Origin of the sequence: Devosia alba, assembly GCF_039938915.1 — a bacterium.
GTDB classification, from domain to species: domain Bacteria; phylum Pseudomonadota; class Alphaproteobacteria; order Rhizobiales; family Devosiaceae; genus Devosia; species Devosia alba.
Genome location: NZ_JBDUUI010000002.1, coordinates 431,866 through 447,395 on the forward strand (window position 1 = coordinate 431,866; position 15,530 = coordinate 447,395).

General features: G+C 61.5%; 13 protein-coding genes. 11 read left to right on the top strand and 2 right to left on the bottom strand.

Going from position 1 to position 15,530, the window contains the following annotated elements:
* Positions 1-13: 13 nt before the first annotated feature.
* Positions 14-2,125: a beta-galactosidase gene (locus ABFY71_RS04675; protein WP_347944888.1), complete on the top strand. Its 2,112-nt coding sequence runs from the start codon at positions 14-16 to the stop codon at positions 2,123-2,125.
* Between the two features lie 129 nt (positions 2,126-2,254).
* Entirely contained in the window at positions 2,255-2,533 is a 279-nt protein-coding gene (locus tag ABFY71_RS19300) for a putative quinol monooxygenase (RefSeq protein WP_431021503.1), read from the top strand.
* Positions 2,534-2,815: 282 nt separating this feature from the next.
* Here the strand turns inward: ABFY71_RS19300 and ABFY71_RS04680 are convergent, their stop codons facing one another.
* Positions 2,816-3,841, bottom strand: a complete 1,026-nt coding sequence (locus ABFY71_RS04680) for a substrate-binding domain-containing protein (protein WP_347944889.1) — start codon at positions 3,839-3,841, stop codon at positions 2,816-2,818.
* Positions 3,842-4,003: 162 nt separating this feature from the next.
* Here ABFY71_RS04680 and ABFY71_RS04685 point away from each other — a divergent pair, with 162 nt between their 5' ends.
* The 9 genes from ABFY71_RS04685 (at position 4,004) to ABFY71_RS19305 (ending at position 14,044) form a co-directional block, all read left to right on the top strand.
* Complete coding sequence (locus ABFY71_RS04685) at positions 4,004-5,038, top strand: Gfo/Idh/MocA family protein (protein ID WP_347944890.1); 1,035 nt, start codon at positions 4,004-4,006, stop codon at positions 5,036-5,038.
* Between the two features lie 11 nt (positions 5,039-5,049).
* Positions 5,050-5,952: a sugar phosphate isomerase/epimerase family protein gene (locus ABFY71_RS04690; RefSeq protein WP_347944891.1), complete on the top strand. Its 903-nt coding sequence runs from the start codon at positions 5,050-5,052 to the stop codon at positions 5,950-5,952.
* Positions 5,953-6,022: 70 nt separating this feature from the next.
* A complete protein-coding gene (locus ABFY71_RS04695) occupies positions 6,023-7,066 on the top strand; it encodes a LacI family DNA-binding transcriptional regulator (RefSeq protein WP_347944958.1) in 1,044 nt (347 codons plus the stop codon).
* Positions 7,067-7,175: 109 nt separating this feature from the next.
* A complete protein-coding gene (locus ABFY71_RS04700; protein WP_347944892.1) occupies positions 7,176-8,408 on the top strand; it encodes an ABC transporter substrate-binding protein in 1,233 nt (410 codons plus the stop codon).
* Between the two features lie 71 nt (positions 8,409-8,479).
* Positions 8,480-9,382 (top strand): carbohydrate ABC transporter permease, encoded by a 903-nt coding sequence (locus ABFY71_RS04705; protein WP_347944893.1) that lies wholly within the window; start codon positions 8,480-8,482, stop codon positions 9,380-9,382.
* The gene (locus ABFY71_RS04710; RefSeq protein WP_347944894.1) at positions 9,379-10,206 is read left to right on the top strand and encodes a carbohydrate ABC transporter permease; all 828 of its coding nucleotides are present in this window, start codon (positions 9,379-9,381) and stop codon (positions 10,204-10,206) included. Before ABFY71_RS04705 ends, ABFY71_RS04710 begins: the two co-directional genes overlap by 4 nt.
* Positions 10,203-11,261 carry an ABC transporter ATP-binding protein gene (locus ABFY71_RS04715; protein WP_347944895.1) on the top strand — a complete coding sequence of 353 codons (1,059 nt, stop codon included), beginning with the start codon at positions 10,203-10,205 and terminating at the stop codon, positions 11,259-11,261. Before ABFY71_RS04710 ends, ABFY71_RS04715 begins: the two co-directional genes overlap by 4 nt.
* Before the next feature lie 10 nt (positions 11,262-11,271).
* A complete protein-coding gene (locus ABFY71_RS04720) occupies positions 11,272-13,185 on the top strand; it encodes a glycoside hydrolase family 127 protein (protein WP_347944896.1) in 1,914 nt (637 codons plus the stop codon).
* Positions 13,186-13,618: 433 nt separating this feature from the next.
* Positions 13,619-14,044 carry an NAD(P)-dependent oxidoreductase gene (locus tag ABFY71_RS19305; protein WP_431021508.1) on the top strand — a complete coding sequence of 142 codons (426 nt, stop codon included), beginning with the start codon at positions 13,619-13,621 and terminating at the stop codon, positions 14,042-14,044.
* Between the two features lie 479 nt (positions 14,045-14,523).
* Here the strand turns inward: ABFY71_RS19305 and ABFY71_RS04730 are convergent, their stop codons facing one another.
* On the bottom strand, positions 14,524-15,522 hold the full coding sequence (locus ABFY71_RS04730; protein WP_347944898.1) for an ABC transporter permease: 999 nt from the start codon (positions 15,520-15,522) through the stop codon (positions 14,524-14,526).
* Positions 15,523-15,530 lie beyond the last annotated feature (8 nt).

A 15,530-nucleotide genomic window follows, 5' to 3' on the forward strand; every position in this document is an offset into this window, starting at 1 on the left:
CCAGGAACGCCCCATGCCACTCGACAAGCTCCCGCAGTCTCCCTTCGGCGCCGTCTATTTTCGCAAGTCCAATCCCCCCAAGCAGGACTGGGCGCGCGATTATGGTATTGCCGCCGAAGACGGGCTCAATGTGTTCCGCCACTGGTTCATGTGGGCGGCCATTGAGCGCAAGCCTGGCCGCTATGATTGGGACGACTATGATCGCCAGATGGACCTGGCCGCCAAGCACGGCATCAAGACCGTCATTGCCGAACTGACCCATACCGTGCCCGACTGGGCCTATCGAAAATTCGCTCATGCCCGCCAATTGCGCGCCGATGGCCGCCCCATGACGGCCAATATGGGCGTCAGCGCGGCTACGGGTGGTTTCACCAGTAATGGTGGCGGCGCCGGCTCCCTCACCATGAATGCCCCCGAGGTCAAGGACGCTGTCGAAGCCTTCCTCAAGGCGCTTGCCACCCGCTACAAGGGCCATCCGGCCCTGCTGGGCTATGACGTCTGGAACGAAGTCAATTACGCCGAGGATGTCGACTTCTCCACCTATATGAAAGCCGACTTCCGCCTGTGGCTGCAGGCCAAATATGGTGATCTCGATGCCTTGGCCGAGGCCTGGTATCGCTATTCCTACGCAGAATGGGACGATATCGATCCCCCTGCCGAAACGGCGGCCTATCCGCAAAATCTCGACTGGCTCGAATTCAAGCGGCAGAATTACTATGACCAGATGCAATTCAAGATCGACACTATCCGCGCGGTGGATCAAGACTGCATGATCGCCGCCCATGGCGTCGGCGGCGCCATCCCCAACATGGCCGCCAATGGCTCGGATGACTGGCTCGCCGCCTCCAAGGTCGAACTCTATGGCCTCACCTGGGTGCCAAGCCGGCGCGGCTTCAAACCCTGGCAGAACTTCTTTGGGCCCGACCTGACCCGCGCCGCCGCGCGCGGCAAGAAGTGGTGGCATGCCGAGCGTCCCGGTGGGCCGCTCTGGCTGCAGTCGCAAGTGCTCGGTCGCGACAAGGATGATGGCCGCGTCATGGAGCCCGAGGACATCCGCATCCTCACCATGACATCCTTTGCCGCCGGCGCCACCGGTGTGCTCAACCTGCGCTATCGCCCGCTGCTCGATGGCCCGCTATTTGGCGCCTTTGGCTCCTACGGCATGGATGGTTCGCGCACGCCGCGCTCCGATATGGCCAGCAGCATCGGCAAGTGGGCCAATGCCCCCGAGCAGCAGGCGTTGTTCGAGGCCAGGCCGGTCAGGGGCGATATCGGAATCCTGGTCATTCCCGAAGCCCAGGCATGGGACTACCTGCTCAACCACAAGCACAAGCCCGAAACCTATCGCGAGGCCATGTGGGGCGCCTATCGCGGCTTCTTCGACAATGGCATTCAGGCCGATTGGGTGCATATCGACCATCTGGCTGACTACGATACCATCTATGCACCCTATCCGATCATGCTCACGGCGGACCATGCCGGAGCCCTCGCCAGCTGGGTCAAGAATGGTGGCACATTGATCTCGGAGGCGACGCCTGGCTATTTCGGCGACCGCGGCAAGGTCGGCGTGATCCAGCCCCATAACGGTCTCGACGCGGTGTTCGGGGTCCGCGAGGAGGACGTCGAATTCATGCCCGATATCGGCGATCGCATCGCCTTCGAATTTGATGGCAAGCCGGTCAGGGGTGGCGGATTTCTGCAATCCTACCACCCCACTACTGGAACATCGCGCGGAGCCTTTGCCGATGGGCGACAAGCGGTGGTCGAGAACCAGTTTGGCAAGGGCCGAACTCTTTTGGTTGGTACCAATCCCGGCATCGCCTATTTCAAGCAGAGCAATGCCGACAACCTGGCATTCTTCGCCGCGATCTTTGAGTGGACCGGGAACGTGCAACAGGTTCGGCTCTCCAATCGGGTGATGCAGGCCCGTTTGCATCATGGCCCGAACGGCAATGTCCTTTGGGTGCTTAATCCGACACGACAGACGCAGCAGGCCGTTGTCTCTGTGTCCGACCAATCACCGACACTTGGGGCAATCTTCTGGTCCGGCAAGAATAGTTCGGTGGTGAACTCCACGGTCACCGTTCCACCCCGTGACGCGCTGGTTATTCAACTCGTCCGATAGGAACGCCTGTCGCGCTCGTGAGGCCATCTACCCGCGCGACAGGTCCGAAGGGCAGGGGGCCGCCCGAGGCAGGTTGATCCCACCATCCCTTTGACCGCCCAGCGGAACCGACAAGTCGCACGTCGAGCAGTGTCCGGATGCGGATGGCTGTTCATCCATAATGCTGAGATTGCTGCCTTCCCTGAACCCCTTCCGCTGCTGTGGCGGATAGTCAACACGCCCGGCTGCATGGCCGTTTCTGTCATGCAGGATGTGCAAGGCCCCTGCCGCTTCACTTTGGTCGAGACTTGGGAAAGTCAGGAGAGGCACAGCGCTCATTTTGATAGCTTGATGGCAATTGGAACTTGGGCTGGCATTGCGAGCCATCTCGCCACGCCGCCGAGTTCGGCCTACTTTCACGCTCTCTGACGCTGCAGCAGTCCGAGACCATGACGGCCGCGACCGGGTTGGCAAAAGCTCAAAAAGGGCGCCCGCTGGCTTCGCAAAAATAAACGATCTGGGTCGGCTGTAATTGAGCACTAGGGTCGCCAGGTTCCGACCCCCTTCCTGGCATTTACCGCTGAAGGCGAGGATCCTGAGAACGGACATTGCCTATCGCCCAGAACTGTTCATTTCAAGAATGCCAGCAACGTAGGGACGAGGAAAATTTCACACGAAAGAGCCAAGCCTGTCGCAGAAAGCAGTCCTGGATTATGCGCGATCGCTTTCGCCCGGCACCAGTTCCATCGGCCAGATGCGGCGCACGATGCCCTGCGGATAAACGTCGGCATAGGCCGGGATCGACGCCAGTAGTGCCTCCCCCAAGGCAATACCTAAATCCCGCAGAGAGAGCCTGAAGCAGGTCAGCGTGGGCGACAGAAAACGGGAGACAGGGCCCTCGCGAAAGCCAATGACCGCCAGGTCAATCCCTGGTGTAAGCCCCGATTCGTCCAGCCGCCGATAAAGTCCGAGCGCCAGGAGCTCATAATTGAGCACCACGGCGCTGGGGCGGTTGGCCATGGCGCACAGGTCGTGTCCCAGTTGATAACCGCCCTGCTCGGACGATGGGACCCGAAATACCAGTTCAGGTTCGAAGGACAGTCCGTTGGCCGCGAGGGCATTTCTGTAGCCGTCGAGAAAGATGAAGCCCAGATTGATATCATTGCTCGGCACAGCTACGGCGATGCGGCGATGCCCGGCAGCAACGAGGCGGTCGACGGCACGCCTGGCGACCCCGTCAAAATCGAGATCAATCCAGGGATGCGTCCCTGGAGTGGCCGAGCGGCCCAGGGTAATGAAGGGGATGCGCGCATCGCGCAGCACATCGATGCGCGTGTCCTTGCGATGGGTGGCGGATATGATCATCGCGTCCACCAGCCGCCGCGCGATCATCCGTTGCACATATTGCGTGGGATCTTCGTCGGTGGGGCAAGGCAGAACGATGAGATCGAGGTGGTGTCGCGCCAACGTAGCCTGCACGCCATCAAATACACCGAGAAAGAAGTTGTCGTTGTTGCGACCGGTGTCCGAGCCCAGTTCAATCATGAAGCCCACTGCATTGGTGTTGCCGCGGCGAAGGCTTCGTCCCGCCTGGTTGGGCGCATAGCCCATCGCTGCCGCTGCGGCGATGACGCGTTGCCTGGTGTCCTCGCTAACGTCCGGCTTGCCGTTGAGCGCGCGCGACACGGTACCGATGGACACATTCAGTTGCTGCGCCAGAAACTTGATGCCCGTCATGATGTTCCGAAAGCCCCAACCCCGCATCGTTCCGCGTGAACGTTTACGAAGCTTACTTGACAGCTTCACGCGCGAAATAATAGCGTCGTAAACGTTTACGGCTCTCTGCGCTGACCCTCGCTCAAGACGATGGCGGCGCGCAATGGTCCAGAGGAGGAAAATGTGGTGTTTACGGCGGTGCTGGCCGGTTGCGGCGGCATGTCCAAGGGCTGGCTGACAGCCATTACCGAGCATCCCCTGCTGGCTGGCAGGGTGCAGGTCGTGGGGCTGGTCGACCTCGACCCTGCGATTGCGGCGGCCCGCGCTGCCGAGTTCGGCCTGACCAACGCGGTCGTCGGCACCGATCTCGATGCGGTGCTGTCGACGACCAAACCCGATCTGCTGTTTGATGTCGTCGTGCCCGGAGCGCGCGCCGGCGTAGTGCAAACCGGCCTCACCCATGGCTGCCACGTCCTGAGCGAAAAGCCGATGGCGGCGAGCCTAGAGGCGGCCCAGGCGATGATAGCCCAGGCCGCAGCGGCCGGCCGTATCCATGCCGTGGTGCAGAACCGCCGCTTCATTGCCGGGGTCCGCCGGATCCGCCGCCTTATCGAAAGCGGCGCCCTGGGCGAGCTGGCCAGCCTCAACTGCGACTTCTTTATCGGCGCCCATTTTGGCGGCTTCCGCGAGGAGATGGACAATGTGCTCCTGCTCGACATGGCCATCCATACGCTGGACGCGGCCCGCTTCATGGCCGGCAAGACGCCGCGCGCCGTCTATTGCCTCGAAACCAATCCGCCCGGCTCCTGGTACCGGCATGGCGCCGCCGCCAATGCGATCTTTGAGTTCGACGACAATGTCGTATTCAACTATCGCGGCTCCTGGGCCGCCGAGGGCGTCCATACCAGTTGGGAAAGCGGATGGCGCATCGTGGGCAGCAAGGGCACGCTGATCTGGGATGGCGAAGAGAGCTTTACCGCCCGTGTCGTGGCGGGCGACAGCGGCTTCTTCCGCGACCTCGTGGACATCGAGGTGCCCCCGCCCGCCGACGCCGACCAGACCCATGGCCATGCCAGCGTCATCGCCGATTTTCTCAATGCCATCGAAACCGGCCGCCAGCCAGAAACCGTGGGCAGCGACAACATCAAGAGCCTCGCTATGGTCTTTGCCGCGATCGAGAGCGCGCGCAAAGGCCAGCGCGTCACCATTGCCAATTAAGGACCATCCCCGTGAGCGACCCTGCAAAATCCATCCGTATCGGCACCATGATCAGCGCCAGCGCCGGCAAATCGGCTGAGCGCATTGCCGAGATCGCCGATCTGGGCTTTGAAAGCTTCGAGCCGTTTTTCTGGCAGACTACCAATGGTCAGGACTTGGCCGAACTGGGCAAGCGCAGCCTTGATGCGATTGGCGACCGCGACATCACCATTTCAACGCTGGGCATGTTCGGCAATCCGCTCGAGGACCAGGACATGGACCGCCAGACCCTGCAGGGTTGGAAGGACTGCATCGACAATGCCCACCACTTTGGCGCGACCTGCGTCGCCGGTTTTACCGGCCGGGTGCGCAACAAGCCGCTGACCGACAGCCTGCCGCGCTATAAAGAAGTGTGGACCGAACTGGCGGCGCGCGCGGCGGACAAGGGTGTGCGCATTGCCTTTGAAAACTGCGCCATGGATGGCAACTGGGCCACCGGCGACTGGAACATCGCGCATAATCCCGATGCCTGGGAGTTGATGTTCAACGAGACGCCGCAGGACAATATCGGGCTCGAATGGGAGCCCTGCCACCAGATGGTCTATTTGATAGACCCGCTGCCGCAGGTCCGCAAATGGGCGCACAAGATTTTCCATGTGCATGGCAAGGACGCCACCATTCGCTGGGAGGTAATCCGCGAACACGGCATTTTCGGCAAGCATCCTTTTGTCTTCATGCGCACGCCCGGCTTTGGTGACAGCAACTGGACCGACATCCTTTCCGAGCTTCGCCTGGCCGGCTGGTCGGGCAGCATCGACATCGAAGGCTGGCACGATCCGGTCTATCGCGGCGACCTCGAAATGACCGGGCAGATCCACGCGCTCAATCACCTCAAAGCCGCACGCGGCGGCGATTACGTGCCGGTCGGACCGTGATGAAACTGACTTGACGATGTTTGAGAAACCGTTTTACCATCGCTGAGAAAAGGGTTTTCCTTTGAGGTATGTGGACGTGGCCAAGGCAGAACGGATACGCATCTATGACGTTGCTCGCGTCGCCGGCGTCAGCGTTGCCACGGCCTCCAAGGCGCTCAACGATACCGGCCGCATGACCGATGCCACCCGCACCCGCGTCAAGCAGACCGCTCTGGCGCTGGGCTTCCGGCCCAATGCCATGGCCCGGGCGCTGACTCAGCAGCGCAGCTTCACCATTGGCCTGCTGACCAATGACAGCTATGGCCGCTTCACCCTGCCGGTCATGGCCGGCATCAACGAGGCGCTGGTCGATCAGGGCGTCTCGGTGTTTCTGTGCGGCATCGAGGATGATGCTGCCCTGGGCAAGATCCATGTCGATGCCATGCTCGACAAGCAGGTCGATGGCATCATCGCCACCGGCAAGCGCATCGATCGCCGCCTGCCGGTCGATCTGTCCGAGTTGCCATTGCCGGTGGTCTATGCCTTTACCGAGGGCCCGGCCGATGCGGTGACCCTGGTATCGGATGATGCGCAGGGCGCGCGCGAAGCCACCGAATGGCTGCTCGGGCTCGGCCGGCAACGGCTGGTGCATGTCACGGGACCGGACAGCTTTGCCTCTGTTTCGGCGCGAGCCGGGGCCTTCCGTGAGGCCGCTGGCGCGGCTGCAGCCGTGCTGCATGGCCCATGGTCGGAAGCCTGGGGGCATGCGGCGGTGGCGCAGTTGTGGCAGCAGGAGACGCCGCCCGACGCCATTTTCTGCGGCAATGACCAGATCGCGCGCGGCGTCGTCGACGCCCTGCGCGAGCGCGGTGTCGATGTGCCCGCCGATGTCTCGGTCATCGGTTTTGACAATTGGGAGATCGTCGCCGCTGCGACCCGCCCGCCGCTGACCAGTGTGGACATGAATCTCAAGGAACTTGGCCGCGTGGCCGGCCGCCTGATCCTGGATCTTGCCGAAGGCAAGCCAGTCGAGCCGGGCATCCGCACGCTGCCCTGCAAGCTCGTGGTGCGCCAATCCTGCGGCGGCGACATGCTCGCCCGCCCCAACAGGCAAGAGGAGCTTCAGGGGATTTGAGGAGTGCTGCCACGGGCGTTGCAACCGCCCATGGCAGCGAGGAAAGGGCCGCAAGGGAAGAGGAAACCCAAGCGGCACAAGCGCGGCCAAGGCCGCAAGGGAGGATATAATGCAATTGTCTAAACGAGGTCTATTGGCCAGTCTGGCCATCGGCGCATTGGTCGCAGCCACGCCGGCTCAGGCGCAGGAAGATGTGACTATCACCGTCTGGTCGATTGACGGGGCCAATCAGGTCGGTCCGTCCGATACGTTCTCAGCCGAGTTCGATGAGATGGATAACGGCATCAACGTAGAATACCGCATCCTGCAGTTCGACGAGATCGTAAACGAAACGCTGCGCGCCTTTGCTACGGGCAACGCGCCCGACATCGTTAGCCTCGATAATCCAGACTTCGCCATGTTCTCATCGCGTGGGGCGTTTCTCGACATTACCGATATGGCCGCTGAAAGCGACGTCATAAATCCTGAAGTTTACTTCGAAGGGCCGCTCAACTCGGTGAGTTGGGATGGGCGCCTCTACGGTGTTGGCAAGTACACCGACACGATTGGCGTTTTCTACAACAAGGATATGTTTGCAGAAGCGGGGATCGAGAACCCGCCGCAAACCTGGGCCGAGTTCGAGGAATACGCCCGGAAACTCGCCAAGCCCGACCAGGGCGTATACGGCGCAACCCTTTCGGCCCGTGGTAATGAGGAGGGCACCTTTCAGTTCCTGCCCGTCATCCAGATGTCCGGTGGCGGCTATGATAACGTCAACACCGAGGGCGCCCGCGAGTGGCTGTCCATGGTCAAGGGCATGATCGATGATGGCGTGCTCAGCCAGGACGTCCTCTCGCTTGGCCAGTGGGATTCGACCGGCACCTTCAACTCGGGCAACGCCGCCATGGCGATCTCGGGCCCGTGGGAAATCGACCGCATGGTCGAGGATGCCGACTTCGACTGGGGCGTGACCCTGCTGCCCACCTTTGGGGACGGCGATGAGCGCTCCTCAGCGCTTGGCGGCTTCAATCTCGGCATCATGTCCACGACTGATTATCCAGAGGAAGCCTTCAAGGTTCTGGAATTTTTCGTCAGTCAGGACGACCGCCTCTTCCCTGAGTTCGGCTATCTACCGACGCGGTCCGACGTTGAGTTGCCGCTCTCGGGCGTCGAGAAGAAGGACGCCGCCCTCGCCGTCTTCCAGGAACAGCTGAAATATGCCCAGCCGCGCGGGCCGCATCCGGAATGGCAGAAAATCTCCAAAGCGATCTACGACGCCGAGCAGGCGGCCCTGACCGGTCAGATGACACCTGACGAGGCGCTGAGTCAGGCGCAGGCGACGATCGACACAATCATCGACTAGTCCTCCCGACTGGGCCGGCCGGAGGCAAGCTCTGGCCGGCATTTTCTGTTCCCGTGATCACGGAGGATTCGGTGTCGCGATTTTTCAGCGGGCTGCGAGACGGTGTGGGGTTTGATATCCTGCTGGTCGGCGCCGCCCTGCTTTTCCTGCTCGCTTTGGCCGGCGCGCCGCTGGTCTACAATGTGCTGATGAGCTTCCAGCAGGTGGACATGTTCACCCTGGGCGCCCTGTTCCGGCCCTTTGTCGGCTTCGACAATTATGTGGCCGTGGTGCAGCAGCCCGAATTCTGGCTGGTCACGCGCAATACGCTGGTCTTCGTGTTCGGCTCCATGGCGGGGCAATTCGTGCTGGGCTTCGCGCTGGCGCTGTTCTTCGCGCAGAACTTCCCCGGCGCCTCCACCATTCGCGGCCTGTTCCTCGTCTCCTGGGTGATGCCGGGCCTTGTGGTCGGCGGCATCTGGAGCTTTATCCTGGCCGGCGACTATGGCGTGCTCAACGTCATCCTCAAGGCACTCGGCATTATCGATGCCAGCATCTTCTGGAAGTCGGATCCGAGTTTTTCCATCTGGGCCGTCATCATCGCCAATATCTGGCTGGGTCTGGCCTTTAACATGCTGCTGCTGTCGGTCGGGCTCGCCGCCATTCCGCGCGATCTCTATGAGGCGGCCGAGCTCGATGGCGCCAATGCCTTCCAGCGCTTCTGGACCATCACCCTGCCCATGATGCGCCCCACCATCGGCGCCGTGCTGTCGCTGGGCCTGATCGGCACGCTGCAGCAGTTCGACCTGTTCCCGGCGCTGACCGAGGGCGGTCCGGCCAATACGTCCAATGTGGCCGGCTACTGGTCCTGGCAGCTCAGCTTCCAGCTCTATGATTTTGCCAAGGGCGCCACCGTATCGGTGATGATGTTCCTGCTCGTGCTGTTTGCCTCGGTCGTCTATGTGCGCTCGACCCGCCACGAGGTGCGCGGATGACCCGGACCTATACCCCCTGGATCCTGTTGACCGTCGCCCTGGCGCTGGCCGCGGTCTATCTGTTCCCGCTCTACTGGATGTATGTCACGAGCCTCAAGACCGGCTCGGAAATGTTCGCCAATCCGCCCACCTTCTGGCCCAACAATGCCAATTTCGCCGTCTATCCCGAGGTGTGGGCGCGGCGGGCCATGCCGACCTATCTGTGGAACTCGGTGGTGATTGCCGGCGGCGTCACGGCCATTACCGTGGTGCTGGGCACCGGCTGCGCCTATGTGCTGGCCCGCTATCGCAATCACTGGATCGATATCGGCCTGTTCTTCGTGCTGATGCTGCAGGTGCTGCCCGCATCGGTGATGATCACGCCGCTCTTTGTCGGCTTTAACCAGGTCGGCCTGCTCAACTATCCGCGCACCGCGGTCGTGCTCGCCGCTGCCGCCAAGGCCATGCCGTTCTTTGTCGTGCTGGTGCGCGCCACTTTCATGAGCGTGCCACGCGAACTAGAGGAAGCGGCCCTCGTGGACGGCAATTCGCGCGTCGGCGCCTTCTTCTTCATCGTCCTGCCGCTGGCGCGCAACGGGATCCTGGTCTGCGCCATCCTCACCTTCATGAGCGCCTTTGGCGAATATATCTACTCCAAGTCGATCATCCAGAGCCCGTCGCTGCAGCCCGCCAGCGTTGGCCTGTCCGGGTTCCTCGGCCCCAACTCGACCGACTGGAGTTCCATCATGGCCTATTCGGCGATCTATGTGACGCCAATCCTGGTCGCCTTCGTCATCCTGCAGCGCCGCATCGTCTCCGGCCTCACCTCGGGAGCCCTCAAATGACCGCCCAGATCGAAATGCGCGACATCCAGAAGCATTATGGCAGCTTTCATGCGCTCAAGGGCATATCGCTGACCATCGACAAGGGCAGTTTCGTCGCCCTGGTCGGCCCGTCCGGCTGCGGCAAGTCCACGCTGCTGCGCTCGATTGCCGGGCTCGAAACCATCACCTCGGGCACGTTGCAGATTGCCGGCAAGGCCATGAACGGCGTGCCGCCCAGACACCGCGACATTGCCATGGTGTTTCAGAGCTATGCGCTTTACCCGCATATGACGGTGGAGGAAAACCTCACCTATTCGCTGCGCCTGCATGGCGTGGGCAAGGCTGATGCCCGGCAGAAGGCCGCCGAGGTGGCGGCCACGACCGGGCTGACAAGCCTGCTCGGTCGCTATCCGCGGCAATTGTCGGGCGGGCAGCGGCAGCGCGTGGCCATGGGCCGCGCCATCATCCGCAATCCCAAGGCCTTCCTCTTCGACGAGCCGCTCAGTAATCTCGATGCCTCGCTGCGCGTACAGATGCGCAAGGAAATCCGCGCCTTGCACGACCGGCTCGGCGCCACCTCGGTCTATGTGACGCATGACCAGATCGAAGCCATGACCATGGCCGACTGGGTCGTGGTCATGCGCGATGGGCTCATCGAGCAGCAGGGGCGCCCGCTCGATCTCTATGACAAGCCGGTCAACCGGTTCGTTGCCGGCTTTATCGGCTCGCCGGCGATGAACTTCATGCCCGGCCATATTGCCGAGACCGGCAATGCCGTGGTGCTGGCCGATGGCGCCGGCACGCTGCCGCTTGATCGCAGCCTTGCGCCAGGCCGCGCGGTGATCGTCGGCGTGCGCCCCGAACATCTCGATGTGGCGGGCGATGCGGCCACGTTCCATCTCGAGATCGGCACCGTCGAGTCGACCGGGTCGGCCACCTATCTCACCTCGCCCGATGGCAATTTCCAGCTCGTCCAGTCCGAGCGGACCAGCCTCGCCTCCGGCGATCGCCTTGGCCTGCGCATCGACGCAGCCAAGATCCACCTCTTTGATCCCCAGAGCGGGATCGCCCTCTAAGGTTTTGCCCATGTCCCGCTACGCCCCCGTCCCCTTCCCCCAGGTCAAGCTCGAGGGCCAGTTCTGGCACGAGCGCCTCGATACCGTGCTCGACCGCACCGTTCCCAGCCAGCACAAGAAGCTCGGCGAATACGGCATCCTCGATTCCCTCAAGCTCCCCAAGCCGCCACCGCCGCTGCGCTTTCCGCGCCATGCCAATGGCTTTACCGTCCAGGTGTTCTGGGACAGCGATGTCGGCAAGTGGATCGAGGCGGCCAGCTATGCCCTGGCCCATCGCCGCAACGCGGACATCGAAGCCAAGATCGAGGCGGCGATCGACGATCTCGAAAAGGCGCAGGCGCCGGATGGCTATCTCAACTGCTGGTATCTTGGCCGCGAGCCGGACAAGCGCTGGACCAATCTGCGCGACAACCACGAAATGTATAATGCCGGGCACCTGCTTGAGGGCGCCGTCGCCTATTTCCAGGTCACCGGCCGACGGCGCTTCCTCGACGTGATGGAGCGCTATCTCGACCACATCTATGCAACCTTCGGCACCGGCCCAGGCCAGCGCCGCGGCTATGACGGGCATGAGGAAATCGAGCTGGCGCTGATGAAGCTCTACTATCTCACCGGCGAAAAGAAGCACCTCGATTTTGCCGCCTATCTCATCAATGAACGCGGCCAGCAGCCGCCGCATTATTTCGATGTCGAGCGCGAGCGGCGCGAAGGCGGCGACAGCAAGCAACCCTATGTCTTTGCCAATTACGAGTATTCGCAAAGCCACAAGCCGGTGCGCGAGCAGGACAAGGTGGTCGGCCATGCCGTGCGCGCCATGTATCTTTATACCGCCATGGCCGACCTGGCGGCCGAACTCGACGATGCCGGTCTCAAACACGCCTGCGAAGTGCTGTGGGACGATGTGATGGAGACCAAGATGTACGTGACGGCAGGCCTCGGGCCGTCGGCGCATAATGAGGGATTCACCCACGATTTCGACCTGCCCAACCAGACCGCCTATGCGGAAACCTGCGCCTCGGTGGCGTTGATTTTTTGGGCGCAGCGCATGCTGCATCTCGACCTCGACGGCAAATATGCCGACATTCTCGAACTGGCCATGTTCAACGGCGCCTTGTCTGGTCTCAGCCGGGATGGCGAGCATTATTTCTATGCCAATCCACTCGAAAGCGATGGCACCCCGACCCGCTGGGACTGGCATACGTGCCCCTGCTGCACCATGAATGTCAGTCGCTTGGTCGCCTCGGTCGGGGGCTATTTCCTCTCAGTGGCCGAGGATGGCGTGGCCTTTCACCTCTATGGCGGCATAGCCTCGGACGTCGAGATTGGCGGTGTGAAGGTCGGCTTGCGCGAGGTGTCCAACTATCCCTGGTCGGGCGACATCGCCATCAGTGTCGATCCGGAAACGCCCGCTGCCTTCGATCTCGCCTTGCGCATCCCCGGCTGGTGCCAGGGTGCCAAGGTCCAGGTCAACGGGGAGGAGGCGGATGCCGCCGCGGCGAAGCGCGGTTATCTCACCATCCACCGCACCTGGCAGGCCAGCGACCGCGTCACCCTCGATCTGCCTATGCCACCGACCCGGCTCTATGCTCATCCCGGCGTCATAATGGATGCTGGTCGAGTTGCTCTGAAGCGCGGCCCGCTGGTCTATTGTCTTGAGGAGTTCGACAATCCCGGCGGCAGGGTACAGCGCATCAAGCTGCCACGTAGTGCCGAGCTCCTTGCCGAACCGCGAGCGGACCTGTTTGGCGGCATAGTCACCCTCACGGCCAGAGGGACCGCCATCGACGAGGGCGACTGGAAAACCCTCTATCGCACCACCCCAGCCCTTCAGACCCCGACGAGCCTGGTGGCCATCCCGTACTACCTTTGGTCCAACCGAGGGCAGGGCTCCATGATGGTCTGGGTGCCGGAGCAACCGGGCTGACAATCAGCGCGCATCACATGGCGATTTGCTGGCCTTTCATGGTGACGTGCGCAAGGAACCGACCTAGGGCTCTGTTGTGGCAGAGCTCAATCAAGTCTTCTTGCCAAGGAACCGATATCGTTCAAAAGTCGGCAGAGGTGAGCGGACAGCCGATTTGACCCTTGGCGGCTGCCGACCCCTTTCGGTCATCCAAACTCCTCGCCAAGAATGGCAGCTTCGAACCCAGTTGCGAACGATTGAGCTCCGTGACGTTTCCGCCGGACGCCTTTGCTGAAGCGAGATTGAGCAGTGCCCAATCTCGCAGTGCTGCTTACGACTGAGCGGTCTGTTCAGCTTCCGAGTTTTCAATGCCGAGATTGGCATAGGTCACTGGATTCGCGTACCCCTTACGCTGGAAACGTCAGAAATCGTCGACAAAAAACTGATCGATTCGATTAAAGATGGCGCCTTCTTCATAAATGGAGCTCGCGGAGGCCACGTTGTCGATGCCGACCTGATCGCTGCGCTCGATAGTGGCAAGCTCAGCGGTGCAGCGCTCGATGTCTTCCGCATCGAGCCGCTGCCAGCCGAAGGCCCGGTCTGGACACACCCAAAAATCCGGCTGTCGCCGCATGTTGCGGCGCCAACCCATCAGCATATGGCGATCAGGGAGATGGCCGCCAATATCCGACGCTTCGAAAACGGCGAGCTTGTTCACCACACTGTCGATCGCAGCCTGGGCTACCAACAAAGACGGCAACCGCCCGCTGAGTTTCCACTGCGTGGATTGGCGCAAGCATTAAGCATGACTAGCGGTTTAGTCGATCCACAGTGTTTCCAGTGTTCTAGCGGATCCGCGTTCGGTTTTTGTCCTTCTTAGGCGTTATCCAGGCTTGAGGTTCTGCGACCGCCTGATGACAACCGGCAACTAGTGTTTGCTAGCCTCTCGGCTCTGCATCAATGTGCAGCGCCGCTCAATCCGCATTCCCCGCAGCGTCAATTCCGCTGGCTCTTGAGCACTCCAGCAAGCGAGGGGCGATGAGTGGGTGCGCTCGACGTAATACCGACGCTTCGCGACTTTCCATCGCGCCGACGTCGAATGAAAGTATTCTACGTCAGTGGTTTAGCGAAGTTTGGCTTCTGTCTAATAACGGATTGGTGGCGAAGGGGGCCGCAAGCGACTGCCAGAACTTGAGCTGCCAAGGTGACTTAGCGGACCGGCAACTTAGTGCCCTGCCTTGCGCTCCGAAGGTATCGCTTGCAAACGGCCAAACGTTACCCTGCCAGCGACTTTGGGCGGCTCTGGGCTTTCGCAATGCAGCACGATCGCTTGTCTCAGAATGGACGAGCCAGACACATTCAACTCGGCGCAGCAGCCACGTTACCGAGCCCATCCAGCGCACGCGCAGCGCGGCGTTTCTGGCGGTAGCGGTTGAACTGCTGGTCCGCGAGAACACCGGCCAGGATGACCCCACCCATAACTGCAAAATTGAGCGAAGACGGAATACCCAGCAGGTTCACCAGGTTCTGCAATTGCTGCAGCAGCACCGCTCCCAGAATGACGCCGACGATCGAGCCCTCACCGCCACGGAGCGAGAAGCCCCCCAGCACTGCCGCCGCGATGGCATAGAGTTCATAGAAATTGCCATGTGAAGACGGCTGCACCGACCGGGTGAACATGGCGAAGTAGATGGCGGCAATCGATGTCAACACGGCGCAGATGACGTAGGCCGCGGTGATGACGAGACCCGTCCTTACGCCGGAATAGCGGGCCGCATCCTCGTTCTTGCCGACGGCCTGCAGGTGCCGCCCAAACACGGACCGATGCAGCACGAACCAGCAGATCACACCGATAATGATCATCGCATAGAACGAATGCGGGATGCCGAAGGAGCGACCGATGGTCAACCATTCCAGTTCCGGATAGCTGGCCCCAAATGGAAAGCCTGCCGTGGCCTCACCAGTATAGCCGCGCGCCACGCCGCGGTAGATCAGCAGGCCGCACAAGGTCACCACAAAGGGCTGCATCTTCAGTTTGGTAATGAGCAATCCATGCGCTAGGCCCATCAGCGTGCCGATGCCGATGGTTATCAGCATGGCCAGCGGCCAAGGCACGCCGAACCGGCCCACCATATCGACAAAGAGGACACCGAGCAGGGCAATCATCGAACCCACGGAGAGGTCAATCCCGCCGGTCATGATGACAAAGCCCTGCCCAATGGCGAAGAGGCCGAACAGGCCAATCAGGTTTGCCGTATTGCCCAGGTTGATGGGCGAGAGGAACAGGGGGGTGCGCATATAGACTATGGCACCCACCACGATGATTAGGAGCGCCAGTCCCATGTCTTTCTTGTGCATTCTTCTTC

Bases quoted from the DNA above. Each gene is read 5' to 3' on its own strand.
- ABFY71_RS04700 (WP_347944892.1), top strand. From the start codon at position 7,176: ATGCAATTGTCTAAACGAGGTCTATTGGCCAGTCTGGCCATCGGCGCA.
- ABFY71_RS04730 (WP_347944898.1), bottom strand. From the start codon at position 15,522: ATGCACAAGAAAGACATGGGACTGGCGCTCCTAATCATCGTGGTGGGT.
- ABFY71_RS04680 (WP_347944889.1), bottom strand. From the start codon at position 3,841: ATGACGGGCATCAAGTTTCTGGCGCAGCAACTGAATGTGTCCATCGGT.
- ABFY71_RS04710 (WP_347944894.1), top strand. From the start codon at position 9,379: ATGACCCGGACCTATACCCCCTGGATCCTGTTGACCGTCGCCCTGGCG.
- ABFY71_RS04720 (WP_347944896.1), top strand. From the start codon at position 11,272: ATGTCCCGCTACGCCCCCGTCCCCTTCCCCCAGGTCAAGCTCGAGGGC.
- ABFY71_RS04675 (WP_347944888.1), top strand. From the start codon at position 14: ATGCCACTCGACAAGCTCCCGCAGTCTCCCTTCGGCGCCGTCTATTTT.
- ABFY71_RS04715 (WP_347944895.1), top strand. From the start codon at position 10,203: ATGACCGCCCAGATCGAAATGCGCGACATCCAGAAGCATTATGGCAGC.